This window comes from Novosphingobium chloroacetimidivorans, assembly GCF_014204535.1.
GTDB classification, from domain to species: Bacteria; Pseudomonadota; Alphaproteobacteria; order Sphingomonadales; family Sphingomonadaceae; genus Novosphingobium; species Novosphingobium chloroacetimidivorans.
On record NZ_JACHLR010000006.1, the window covers coordinates 1 to 12,564 of the forward strand.

Below are 12,564 nucleotides of genomic sequence, written 5' to 3' on the forward strand. Positions count from 1 at the left end.
GAAGCTGGTGGTGGTGGGGATTCGCGTCCTCAAGCAACCTCTGCAGGAACCCGCCAGCCACCTCGCGCCATGCCGAGACTCCCCTCCACCACGCTTCGCGCGGTCCCCCTCCCCGTGCCGGGGAGGACACTAAGGGGAGGATCGCAGGTTCCCCTACTCCGCTTCGCCTATCTCCACTCTGATCCCGGCCAGCCCGGCGATCTCGCCTTCCAGCACATCGCCTGCCACGATCGGCCCCACGCCCGCCGGGGTGCCGGTGTAGATCAGGTCCCCGGGCGCCACGTGGTACAGGCTCGACAAGTCGGCGATCAGCTCGCCCACGCTCCAGATCATGTCCGACAGCGCCGCCTCCTGCTTCACCGCGCCGTTCTGCCGCAACGCGATCCGCTGCGCGCCGACTGCTCCGAACGCACCCGCGCGCGTGATCGGTCCGATGACGGCTGCGTTCTCGAAGTCCTTGCCGGTGTCCCACGGATAGCCCTTGGCCTTGGCGGCATTCTGCAGGTCGCGCCGCGTCAGGTCGAGCCCGCAGGCATAGCCCAGCACCAACGCTTGCGCCTCCTCTGCCGACACCCGGAAGCCCGGCGCGCCTATCCCCACCACCAGCTCCATCTCGTAATGGCAGTTCTCGGTTCCGGGCGGATAGGGGATCGTGCCGCCCGCCAGGCACACCGCGCTCGGCGCCTTGGTGAACCAGATCGGCGTCTCGCGAACCGACGTGTCGCCCATCTCGCGCGCATGCGCCTCGTAGTTGCGCCCGACGCAGAACACGCGGCGGACCGGGAACAGCGCGTCCTCTCCCAGCAGCGGGACGGCGGGGGCGGGCGGCAGGTCGAACAGCAGGGTCACGGGCGGCGGGTCTCCGTCGGAAGGGGCTGCGCGGTCCTAGCTCGCGGGCGTCGGCGCGCCAAGATGCGCGGAGTGCTCGACCATTCGACTGCTGCCCACGCTTGCCGCACGCCGCCAAGCGGCTACATTCGTGGCCGTGACACAGGAACAGTACCTCTCCGGCCGCATCCTGCTGGCCATGCCCGGCATGTTCGATCCCCGGTTCGAACGCTCGGTCAACGTCATGTGCGTCCACGACGAGCACGGCGCGTTGGGCATCGGCATCGGCCACTTGCGCGACGGCGTGCGCTTTCGCGAACTGCTGGAGGAAGTCGGCATCGATCCCGGTGATGCCCCCGATCGCGAGGTGCACCACGGCGGCCCGGTCGAGCCCGGCCGCGGCTTCGTGCTCCATTCGACCGACTGGGGCGGGCAGGACACCATCGCGGTGGAGCCGCTCTGCGCCCTGTCGGCCTCGCTCGACGTGCTGCGCGCCATCGCCGAAGGGCGTGGGCCCAAGGACTGGCTGATCGCGCTGGGCTACGCCGGCTGGGGCGGCGGTCAGCTGGAAGGCGAGATGCGCCAGCACGGCTGGTACGCGGCGGGCGGCCATCGCGAAGTGCTGTTCGACACGCCGGCGGAAGGCCGCTGGGCCGCGACCTGGCGAGCGGAGGGGATCGACCCCTCGTTCCTGGCGAATACGACGGGGCGGGCGTGAGATCGCTAGGTCAGCTTCGTCTTCGCTTAACTGATGACCTCCGTTCGTGTCGAGCGAAGTCGAGACACGCTGGCGCTGCGTGTGCGTGTCTCGACTTCGCTCGACACGAACGGCAATGATGCATGAAGTGTGGAACTAGGCCACGCTATCGTGGAGCTTGATCTCGATGTCCGCCACCAGCGGCATCAGCCCGGCCAGCGAGGTTTGCAACGGCACGCTGCCGACATGGCGATCCATGGCCGCCTGGTCGGCATAAGCTTCCACCACGCGATAGGTGTCGGACTCCTCGCGGCAGCGGGCAGCGTGGTAGAACACGATGTCGGGATTGGCCGCGCGCACTTGCGGCATGATCCGCGCCACCGCCGCCTCGTAGTCCGGACCCTTGCCGGGGTGGAGGCGAACGGTGGCGACGACGAGGATCATCTGGCGCCGCTCACTCTCAGTACGTGCGCTCGAGCACTTTGTTGTCGCTCGATGCCCCGCCCTCGAAGTAGCCGAGGCCGTAGTCGCCCTTGATGGTGGTGCGCTGCATGCGCCGGCCGTACTGCGGATCGTGCCCGCTGACGGCATGGAGCGCGCGCCAGTTGTCCCAGATCAGCATGTCGGTGGGCTTCCACTGGTGCCAGTAGCCCAGGCTCTTGGAGAGCGCGAAGATCTCCTTGCTGACGGCGTCGAGCAGGGCGTGGCCTTCGGGCGTCTCGTCGCCCTCGATCCCCTCGGCCATCCATGGCGAGACGTGGAGCACCTTCTCGCCCGTCTCGCGCGTCCACACCGCGGGGTGGACCGCGCGGGGCACACCGATCGCCTCGTCCATCACCGGCTTGGAGTAGGGGTTTTCCGCCAGGCACTTGTAATCGTCGGGCGCGCCGAAGTGGAAGTCCTCCATATAGACGTTCATGCGATAGAGCACGTTCCTGCCTTCGATCGCTGAGCGCAGTTCGGGCGAAAGCGCCTGGTAGAGTTCTATACCGTCGACGAACCCGGTCAGGCCACCCTCGGGCGGAATGTCGAGCGCGCGCAGCACGCCGGCGCGGTTCAGTTCGTTGTTGTAGGCATGGTCGAAGTGCCACGGCAGCCAGCTGACCAGCTCCTTGCCGCCCACCGAGATCCGCCCTTCCGGGTTGGGCTTGGCGGTCATGTCGATGACGCCGGGCATGGCGTCCTGGTCGACACGGGGAACCGCCTTGCTGGGATGGTCCTTCATCGGGCCGAAGATGTCGGAGAGCGCGACATGCATGCGGCCTGAGGGCTCGACATCCTCGAACACGATCATGCCGTGCCGATCGAACAGTGCGTTCACCTGCGTGCGGATCTCGGGATCCTGGGTCTGATCGAAGGTAATGCCGCGCAGGCGCGCGCCGAAGTTGCGGCCTTCGATCAGGGGGCGGATATCAAGATCGCTCATCGGTGTGCCTCGTGCTTCGTGTCGGTCATGGACCTGTCGTCGTGGAGCAGCATCGGCCCATGCGGGCTGGCGGGGGGTGTGCCGATCTGGCGATGCCACTGTTCGGCCGCGTCATAGCACGCCTCGACCACGCCCGAACAGGTACTGCGCAACAGCTCTCGCTGGCCGGGGGCAACCTTCAGCGCGTGATCGACAGCCGCTCGAGATCGGCAGGCCGGTCGACATCGGCGTGGATACCGGCATCGTCGCAGTCGTGGAAGGCCACGTCGTTGCGCGAACGCAGCAGCTTGCCCGCGCCCGCGTCGCCCTCCAGGCTGGCGATGTCGACCAAGGCGCGGCGGCTCAGCACGACCGGATGGCCAGGCCTGCCGCCCTGGCGCGGCATGGCGGCGTAGTGACCGTCGAGCAAGGCTGCGAGGCGAGCGGCCAGCTGCGGCGGCACGAGGGGCATGTCGCCCAGAAAGACGGTGAGCGTATCGACATCGCCGGCCGCTGCCAGCCCGGCCTTGAGCGAATCCGACAAGGCCTCGCTCGCCACGCGGACGATATCGGTCGTCGGCGCATCGGGCCAGGTGCCGCAAGCCAGGCCGGGTCGGGCAACGACGATCACGCGATCGACCGGCGCCTGGCGCGCTGTCCTGATCGCGTGGAACAGCAGCGGCTCGCCGCGGAAATCGGCCGAGAGCTTGTCGCTCCCGAAGCGCCGCGCGGAGCCGGCGGCCAGCACCACCGCGGCGTGGGTCATGCCCGTTCGCGCGCCGGGTTGAGCGCCTGCATGACCGCAGCCAGGATTCCGGTCGCGACTTCCCACGGCGCCTTGCCCAGCCCCGGCACCCCGGGGGAGAGTTGCAGCCGCGCAAGCTCGGCCGGCGTGGCGCCGGCTGCCTCCAGTGCGGACAGTCTCGCCGGAGCGCGGGATCGCGCGCCGATCATCGCGACGTACCTGGCTCCGCCCCGCAGCGCGGCAAGGCAGCCGCCGAGATCGTGCTCGTCCTCGTGGGTCGCGCCGACGTAGGCCGTCCAGCGGTCCACGCCCAACCGCTCCAGCGCTTCGCTCACGGGCTCGCGCAAGTATTGCGCAACGGGGAAGGGCGGCGGGGTCTCCGGGCCGAGCGGGCGCACCAGGATCGTCTCGAACTGCGCGTCGTTGCCCAGCCGCGCCAGCGCCAACGCGCCCGGGTCGCCGCCGGTGACGATCAACCGACGCGGCGGATCATGGCGGCGGCGGATCGTCAGCGGATCTTCGTTGGTATCGAGCAGCGGCCCGTCGCCGGCCAGCACCCGCTGCTCGCGCCCGTCGCTCTGCCAGATGCAGACAGTCCGCGCGCGCGCATGCGAGATCAGCGCTTGCGCCGCCGGGCTGCCGGGCTCGATACGCTCGACCATGACGTGGAGCGCGCCGCCGCAGCGCAGGCGGATGTCGATCCAGGGGCTGCCCATGCCATAGTGCAGCCGCCGCGGCACGCCATCGGCCAGCACTTGGCGCGCATGACCAGCGACGTCGCCTTCGATGCAATCGCCCGAGAAATAGCCAGTCGCCGCATTGCCGACGAACAGCATCTGCGCGCCCGGACCGCGCGGCGCGCTGCCGCCCACTTCGAACAGCGTCGCCAGTGCAGCCGGTCGTCCGGCCGCCATGGCCTGCGCCAGGGCCGGGCGGATGTCGTCGGACCAGCCGAAGGTCGGCCAGTCGGCATCGGCCAGCAGGACGTCGTCCTCGTTAGGGTAGGGCGCATGCAGCATCGCGGACATATAGGGCGGTGCGTCCGCGAGTGCCATGTCCTCGCCGGCGCCGAGTGCCCCGCCTTACGCGGTTGCCGCAGTCTTGCGGGGTTCGCTGTCCTCGACCAGGGGCGCGATGACGAGGCGGTGCAGGATGGTGGCGATCTGCTCGGCCGAAAGATCCGTCCCGATGGTCAGCCACCAGGCCAGCAGGTCGATCATCGCGCCGGTGCCGTGCACCACGCCCAGATCTGCCGGCAGCCAGCGCTCTTGGTGCTGTCCGGCATGTGGCAGGAGGCGCGCCTGGCGGATGAACTCGTTGCGCACGATCGCCGCGGCCCCGCCGGCGAGCAGGGCGGACCACAAGGCGCTATGCTCGGCGACGTAGCTGCACAAGGCGAGGGTCGAGTGGTAGCTGTCCGCCTGATGGAGGATCGGCAGCGTCATCGCCAGCAGCCCGGCGATCTCCTCCGACGCGACATCGCCCAGCAGGGCTTCCTTGGTCACGTAGTGGCGGAAGAAGGTGGCGTAGCCGGTGCCGGCCCGCGCGCTGATCTCGCGAATGGTCAGCTGGTCGAAGGGCTTTTCCTCCAGCAGCTCCAGCAGTGCCGCGTGGAGTGCCTTGCGCGAGCGGACCTGCCGCGCATCGGTGGGTTCGGCCAGCTTGGCCCCGCTCAATGTCGCCATGACGATTGCGTAACATTGCAGGCACGCGAAGTCGATGCCTGGTGGGGCCGGAAGCCTTCATCCTGCACGTCGAGCTTAGACGATCCTGTCGGCGAACAGCAGCCGGCCGCCCGACAAGTGCCAGAGCGCTTCGTTGAAGTCCGTCTGGCTCATCGCGAAGCATCCGTCGCTGCGGCCGATCTTGCCCCACTTGGCGATCATGCCGGGGTCGACGTACCAGGCCGAGTGCATCACGATCATCCGCTCCAGCGCGGTGCGGTTGTCCGGGTCCAGCCCGACCAGGCGGATCGAGGTGCCGTACTTGCCGGTGTACCACTCGCAGGTGAGATAGGCCCCGCGCGAGGTCGCCAGAGAGCCGTACTGGCTGGAGAAGGTCTGCAGCCAACCGGTGTGATCGAGGTCGGAGCCCTTGCCGTGCGCCAGCAGGAACGAGCGGACGGTCCCGTTCTCCAAGTTGGCGAAGTGCATCCGCGGCTCCCAGGACGGGCGCGAGAAATCCGCCATGCCCACCACGTCGGTGCGCCAAAGCTTGGAACCGAGGCGTTCCACCTGCCGCTTGGCGTTGGCGAGGATGCGGCGGTTGTACTCGGGCGTACCCACGGGCGATGTCGGCAACGCCGCGGCCGGGCTGACCGGCGCCATGCCGGGAACCGCTGCGCCAGGCGGCAACGGGGCTCCAGCCGGTTGAACTCCGGGCGACTGCAAAGGTCCTGGCAGACCTTGCGCAAGCCCGGGCACGGCCCAGCCCGAAGCTGCAAGCCCCGCGCCGATCGCCATCGTACCTTTCAGGACATCACGCCTGCCCAACACCGGATCCATGGCCATGGTTCTAGCGGTTTCCGCTTAACCTCGCCAGTACGACCCACGCGGTGCGAGCGGCATAAGCAGGCATTGTGCGTCCAAAGAGTCGGAGCATGCGATCAGGCGACGATCTTGAGCGCGGGCTTCTGGTGGGCGGCGATCCATTCCTCGACCACCGGCGCGATGCGGTTGCGCCACTTGCTGCCGTTGAAGATGCCGTAGTGACCGACGTCCTTGGCGAGGTAGTACCTCTTGCGCGCATCGGGCAGGTTGGCCGCCAGGTGCAGCGAGGCGCGGGTCTGGCCGATGCCGGAAATATCGTCCTTCTCGCCCTCGATCGCCAGGATCGCGGTGTCGCGGATGGCGCCTAGGTCGATTCGCTCGCCATGGTGGACGAACTCGCCCTTGGGCAGCGAGTGTTCCTGGAACACGTGCTCGATGGTCTGTAGGTAGAACTCCGCGTCCATGTCGCAGACGGAGCGATACTCGTCGTAGAAGGCCTTGGTGGAGTCGGCGCTGTCCTCGTCCCCGCGTACGAGGTGCTGGAACATCGCCCAATGGCTCATCAGGTGGGTGTGCAGGTTCATCGACATGAAGCCGGCGAGCTGCAGGAAGCCGGGATAGACCTTACGGCCCGCACCCGGATAGGTCATCGGCACAGTGGCGATGACGTTGTTCTCGAACCATGACAGCGGCTGCTGCATCGCCACGTCGTTGACGCTGGTGGGCGCCTCGCGCGTGTCGACCGGACCGCCCATCATCGTCAGCGTTGCCGGACGACACGGATGCTCGCGCGCCGACATGACCGCGGTCGCGGCGATGGCGGGCACGGACGGCTGGCAGACCGCCAGCACATGGGTGCCGGGTCCGATGCGTTCGAGGAAAGCGATCAGGTAGTCGATGTAGTCATCGAGGTCGAAGGTGCCTTCGGACAGCGGCACCATCTTGGCGTCGGCCCAGTCGGTGATGAACACGCGCGAGGACTGCGCCATGCGGGCCACGGTGCCGCGCAGCAGGGTGGCGTAGTGGCCGCTCATCGGCGCCACGATCAACAGGTTGGGCGCGTCGGCCGGCAGCTCGTCACGCTCGAAGCGCAGCAAGTTGCCGAAGGGGCGACGCTCGATGATCGACTCGGTGACGCCGAAGGTCTGGCCATCGACGGTAACCGCCTTGATGCCGAACTCAGGCTTGCCGCGCGGGGCCGCTGCATGTGCGAAAACGTCGAGCGCGGAAGCGAGAACCGGACCCAGGCCGAAGTAGCCTACCGGCAGCCTCGGGTTGGACAGAACTTCCGCTCCGATCGAGGCCCACGCCGCGGCGCCGCTGAGCATGGTGCGCTGAAGTTCATAGGCATTGTAGAGCACGTCGCCGATCTCCTCGGGCCGCGGAGTTCGCCTGCCGCGCCCGTTCCATTGCACCCTATTTGGTGTACATCGAGTTGTTGTGCAATGCGGCAATTGGCTAGGTTCGGCTTGCGCGGGGGACTCTCGCTCCTCTGCAGCCCGTCGCCCCGGGCTCGTTTCAGGGTGACGAGGAGGGGCAAGGGTATGCGCCGCAAGCCCACGCGCGCGCATTGACCGGCATCGCCCTCTTTCCCTTGTCCGGACGAAGGAGTAAGCGGCGCGCCATGGAACCAGCAGCCGGTCCGGCACCGCTCGCACAGACCCCGGACATCGCAGCGGAGGCGCCGCGGCGGCGCAGCCTGTCGCCGCTCGTCATGATCTGGCGGCAGCTGCTGAATTATCCCGGGCGGCTGGTCACCGCGGGCCTGGCGCTGATCGTCACCGCCAGCGCGACCCTGGCGATTCCCGCGGGTTTTCGCCTGGTGATCGACCGCGGCTTCGGCAACGGCGGCAATCCGGCCGACATCGGCCGCTGGTTCGAATACCTGCTGCTGATCGTCACGGTGCTGGCGATCGGCACCGCGGTGCGCTTCTACAGCGTCTCCTGGCTGGGCGAGCGCGTCGTCGCCGACGTGCGGCTGGCCGTGCAAGGCAACCTGCTGCGCCTCTCGCCCAGCTTCTTCGAGGAGAACAGCCCCAAGGAGATCGCCTCGCGCATGACTGCGGACACCGCGATCGTCGAGCAGGTGGTCGGCTCGACCGTCTCGGTGGCGCTGAGAAACGCGATCATGGCTGTGGGCGGCGTGATCTACCTCTTTGCATTGGCGCCGCAACTGACGCTCGGGCTGGTGATCGCCATCCCCGTGGTGATCCTGCCGATCGCCTTTTTCGGGCGCAAGCTGCGCACCGTCTCGCGCACCAGCCAGGACCGCGTGGCCGACATCGGCGCGCTGGTCGCCGAAGTGCTGGGCGCGCTGCGGGTCGTGCAGGCCTTCAACCAGGAAAAGCGCGAGGCGGGCCGCTTCGGCGCGGCGGTGGAGCGCACGTTCGAGGTCGCCAAGCGTCGCATCATGATCCGCGCGGTGATGACGGCGGTCATCATGTTCCTGATCTTCGGCTCGATCACGCTGTTGATGTGGCGCGGGGCGATCGACGTCGCCAACGGCGTGATATCGGGCGGCACCATCGCCGCCTTCGTGGTGACCGGCGGCATCGTTGCGGGCGCCTTCGGCTCGCTGACCGAGGTCTACGGCGACCTCGTGCGCGGCGCGGGCGCGGCCAGCCGCCTCGCCGAACTGCTTGGTGAGCGGCCGCTGATCGCCGCGCCTACCCGCCCGCTGGCGCTGCCCAGCCCGCCGCGTGGGCAGATCGCCTTCGAGCGAGTGACCTTCCGCTACCCCTCCCGTCCGCAGCAGGCGTCGGTGCGCGAGTTCTCGCTGACGGTCGAGCCGGGCGAGACGGTGGCGATCGTCGGCCCTTCGGGGGCAGGCAAGTCGACGCTGTTCCTGTTGGCCGAGCGGTTCTACGATCCGCAGACCGGCGTGATCAAGATCGACGGCGTGCCGCTCACCTCCGCGGACCCGGAGGAAGTGCGCCGTCGCATCGCGCTGGTGCCGCAGGAAGGCGTACTGTTCGCGGCGGACGCACGCGACAACTTGCGCTACGGCCGCTGGGACGCGAGCGACGAGCAAATCTGGGAAGCCGCCCGCGCCGCCAATGCCGAGACCTTCCTGCGCGAGCTGCCGCAAGGGCTCGACACCTTCCTGGGCGAAGGCGGCGCGCGCCTCTCGGGCGGCCAGCGCCAGCGCCTGGCGATCGCCCGCGCCATCCTGCGCGACGCGCCGATCCTGCTCCTCGACGAGGCCACCAGCGCGCTCGACGCGGAAAGCGAGCGGCTGGTGCAGGACGCGCTCGACCGGCTGATGGCCGATCGCACGACCTTGGTCATCGCGCATCGCCTCGCCACCGTGCGTCAGGCGGATCGCATCGTCGTCATGGACGAGGGCCGGATCGTGGAAGAGGGCACGCACGAACGGCTGAGCGCCGCCGGCGGGCTCTACGCGCGCCTCGCCGCGCTGCAGTTCGACGCGCCCCACATCACGCCCCACGGGTGACGACCAGGCCCTCCCCTTGCAGGGGAGGATCTGGCGAGCCTTGATCGACCAACGGCTGACGACACCCGAACAAGGGACTGGATCGTCCAGCAAATCCGCCTATCTCCAAAGCCATCGCGCGGGGCCGTCCGGCATTCGCTGGCCTACTCATGCGCAGCTTCAGATCCGGAAAGGACTTGGCCTCTTGCCTCTTCGCTTCACCACCCTTCTTGCCGCCGCCTCGCTCGCCGCAGTGGCGATCTCCGCCAATGCCCAGACGCAGACCGCGGCCTCGGCCCAGCCCGACCCGGCAGCCACCCAACCCGAAACCGACTGGGGCGCGTTCGGCGTCCAGACCAAGTATTTCGATCCGACCGTCAAGCCGGGTGACGACTTCAACCAGTTCGTCAACGGCAAGTGGCTGAGGCAGACCGAGATCCCGGCCGACCGGGCGCGCTTCGGCTCGTTCGACATCCTCAACAACCTGTCGATCGCCCGCCTGCGCGAGATCCTCGATGGCCTTTCCGCGACCAGGCAGGCACCGGGCAGCGCCGAGCAGCGGCTGGCCAACGCCTACAAGGCCTTCACCGACACCGCCGCGATCGACGCCAAGGGCATGGCGCCGCTCAAGCCCTATCTCGCCAAGATCCAGGCGGCGAACACGCCAACCAAGCTGATGAGCCTGTTCGGCCAGCCCGGCTATGCCTCGCCGATCAACGCCAGCATGGATCCGGACGAGAAGCAGAGCGGCATCTACGCGTTGTACCTCAGCCAGGGCGAGCTCGGCCTGCCGGACCGGGACTATTACCTGAAGGACGACGCCAAGTCGCAGGAGATCCGCGCCAAGTACCTTGAGTACACGACGTTCCTGCTGGGCAAGCTCGGCTATGCCGACGCACCCGGCACCGCCAAGGCGATCGTGGCGCTGGAGACGCAGCTGGCGCAGGCTAAGTGGGACCGCGCGGCGCAGCGCAACCCCGAACTCACTTACAACAAGCTCTCGCGCCAGGAAGCCGAGGCGCTTGCCGCTCCCGGCGAGATGAACGCGTTCTTCCAGGCACTGGGCGTGTCGCCGCAGTACGTCGTCGTCTCGCAGATGCCGCCCACGGCCGACGAGCTCAAGAGCGCCGGCATCGATGCGGCCAAGGCGCAGGCGCTGTTCGGCGGCGGCGTGCCGGCGACCGTGAAGCTGGTGAACACCGCGCCGATCAAGACCTGGCAGGCCTGGCTGGCGACGCGCTTCGTCGCCGGTCATGCCGCCGTGCTTCCCAGCGACATCGACGAGGCCAACTTCGCGTTCTACGGCAAGGTCCTGAGCGGCCAGCCCGAGCAGCGCCCGCGCTGGAAGCGTGGCATCTCCGCGGTCGAGGGTCAGATCGGCGAGCTGCTCGGCCGGATCTATGCGGCCAAGTACTACCCGCCGGCGCAGAAGGCCGCGATGGAACGCCTCGTGGGCAATCTGCGCAAGGCGATGGCGGCAAACCTGCAGGACCTCGCCTGGATGGGCCCGGCCACCCGCAAGGAGGCGGAGGCCAAGCTCGACGCGTTCACCACCAAGATCGGCGCGCCCGACGAGTGGAAGACGTACGAGGGCCTGGCGATCTCGCCCAATGACGCGCTGGGCAACGCGATCAACGCCGAAGCCTGGCACCAGCAGGACCAGATGCGCCGCCTGGGCAAGCCGGTCGATCGCAAGGAGTGGCTGATGCTGCCCCAGACGATCAATGCCTACTATAATCCGCCGCTGAACGAGATCGTGTTCCCGGCCGCGATCCTGCAGCCGCCGTTCTTCAACCTCTCGGCCGACCCGGCCGTCAACTACGGTGCGATCGGCGGCGTCATCGGCCACGAGATGGGCCATGGCTTCGACGATCAGGGATCGAAGTACGACGGCACCGGCAACTTGCGCGACTGGTGGACGGCGCAGGACCAGGCCAACTTCAAGAAGCTGCAGGACAAGCTCGCCGCGCAGTACGACGCGCTGTGCCCCTATGACGAGGGCAAGACCTGCGTGAACGGCAAGCTGACCATGGGCGAGAACATCGGCGATCTGGGCGGCCTGAGCCTCGCCTACCGCGCCTACAAGCTCTCGCTGAACGGCAAGCCGGACAAGGTGATCGCCGGCATGACCGGCGACCAGCGCTTCTTCCTGGGCTGGGCGCAAGTCTGGCGCTCGAAGATCCGCGAGGCGCAGGGGCGCCAGTACCTGATCGTCGACCCGCACTCGCCCGACCAGTACCGGATCAACGGCATCGTCCGGAACTTCGACGAGTGGTACAAGGCGTTCGACGTGAAGCCGGGCGACAAGCTCTACCTGCCGCCCGAGCAGCGCGTGCGGATCTGGTGATCGCAGGCGGGGCGCGAGGCTTCGCGTCCCACTTGCCCTCTCCCCGGACGGGGAGAGGATATGGAGGCTTACCAGCTTCTCTGGTTAGCCGGAGTTGGAGAGGGGGGTGTGCTCTCTCGGGCGTCGAAAATTCCTCTCCAAGCTTCGCTAGCTCCTGACGGAGCAAGCTGCGCTATCCTCTCCCCTGAAGGGGAGAGGGCGAGGACCGTGTTCCCTTTATAGACCTTCACTTGCATCTTGCCCGACCTCGCCACCGGCGAAATCCCAACTACCATCTCCAGCAGCAAACCTTTCGTGACATCCGCAATCTCTACTCATAAGGTTGAGGTGTTCCCGAGAGAGCTGGTCGGACGCTCTCGTGAAGTCATCCGTCCGACCCGCGGCTTTTGAATGGGAAGCAGCTTGCCCCGCGTCACCAAAGGCTAAAGCGCGCGACGTCTCAGGCGACCACGCCAGGCTCGTGTTCCCCTCTCGCCAATGAAGAGGTGATACGATGCGAATGTGTACCAGCCACAAGTGACCCCTTGATCGGGGCGCGTGTGTTCCGGCTTGGTCTGCAACTGGCGCCGAATGGGTCCGTAGCTTCACCGCTCCCCCATTCCCCGCGGTTCGCCCGGCCT

At 67.8% G+C, this 12,564-nt stretch carries 11 protein-coding genes; 3 read left to right on the top strand and 8 right to left on the bottom strand.

The window, feature by feature from the left end; genetic code table 11:
- Positions 1-153 precede the first annotated feature (153 nt).
- A complete protein-coding gene (locus HNO88_RS08480) occupies positions 154-849 on the bottom strand; it encodes a fumarylacetoacetate hydrolase family protein (RefSeq protein WP_184244078.1) in 696 nt (231 codons plus the stop codon).
- Between the two features lie 136 nt (positions 850-985).
- Between HNO88_RS08480 and HNO88_RS08485 the strand changes: the two genes are divergently transcribed.
- On the top strand, positions 986-1,546 hold the full coding sequence (locus HNO88_RS08485; RefSeq protein ID WP_184244389.1) for a YqgE/AlgH family protein: 561 nt from the start codon (positions 986-988) through the stop codon (positions 1,544-1,546).
- A 135-nt stretch (positions 1,547-1,681) separates the two neighbouring features.
- Here the strand turns inward: HNO88_RS08485 and HNO88_RS08490 are convergent, their stop codons facing one another.
- The 7 genes from HNO88_RS08490 to HNO88_RS08520 form a co-directional block, all read right to left on the bottom strand.
- Positions 1,682-1,969, bottom strand: a complete 288-nt coding sequence (locus tag HNO88_RS08490; protein WP_184244080.1) for a putative quinol monooxygenase — start codon at positions 1,967-1,969, stop codon at positions 1,682-1,684.
- A 16-nt stretch (positions 1,970-1,985) separates the two neighbouring features.
- Positions 1,986-2,951: a TauD/TfdA dioxygenase family protein gene (locus tag HNO88_RS08495; protein ID WP_184244082.1), complete on the bottom strand. Its 966-nt coding sequence runs from the start codon at positions 2,949-2,951 to the stop codon at positions 1,986-1,988.
- Between the two features lie 178 nt (positions 2,952-3,129).
- Positions 3,130-3,696, bottom strand: a complete 567-nt coding sequence (locus HNO88_RS08500; RefSeq protein ID WP_184244084.1) for a nucleotidyltransferase family protein — start codon at positions 3,694-3,696, stop codon at positions 3,130-3,132.
- Positions 3,693-4,730, bottom strand: coding sequence for an XdhC family protein (locus HNO88_RS08505; protein WP_246381407.1), 1,038 nt, complete (start codon positions 4,728-4,730; stop codon positions 3,693-3,695). Before HNO88_RS08505 ends, HNO88_RS08500 begins: the two co-directional genes overlap by 4 nt.
- A gap of 27 nt (positions 4,731-4,757) precedes the next feature.
- A complete protein-coding gene (locus HNO88_RS08510; protein ID WP_184244086.1) occupies positions 4,758-5,360 on the bottom strand; it encodes a TetR/AcrR family transcriptional regulator in 603 nt (200 codons plus the stop codon).
- Positions 5,361-5,435: 75 nt separating this feature from the next.
- Positions 5,436-6,170, bottom strand: coding sequence for a murein L,D-transpeptidase catalytic domain-containing protein (locus HNO88_RS08515; protein WP_312857036.1), 735 nt, complete (start codon positions 6,168-6,170; stop codon positions 5,436-5,438).
- A 110-nt stretch (positions 6,171-6,280) separates the two neighbouring features.
- Positions 6,281-7,525 carry a polyhydroxyalkanoate depolymerase gene (locus HNO88_RS08520; protein ID WP_184244088.1) on the bottom strand — a complete coding sequence of 415 codons (1,245 nt, stop codon included), beginning with the start codon at positions 7,523-7,525 and terminating at the stop codon, positions 6,281-6,283.
- Positions 7,526-7,788: 263 nt separating this feature from the next.
- Between HNO88_RS08520 and HNO88_RS08525 the strand changes: the two genes are divergently transcribed.
- Both HNO88_RS08525 and HNO88_RS08530 read left to right on the top strand, forming a co-directional pair.
- Positions 7,789-9,618, top strand: coding sequence for an ABC transporter transmembrane domain-containing protein (locus HNO88_RS08525; protein ID WP_184244090.1), 1,830 nt, complete (start codon positions 7,789-7,791; stop codon positions 9,616-9,618).
- A gap of 184 nt (positions 9,619-9,802) precedes the next feature.
- Complete coding sequence (locus HNO88_RS08530) at positions 9,803-11,944, top strand: M13 family metallopeptidase (protein WP_184244092.1); 2,142 nt, start codon at positions 9,803-9,805, stop codon at positions 11,942-11,944.
- Positions 11,945-12,564: the final 620 nt, after the last annotated feature.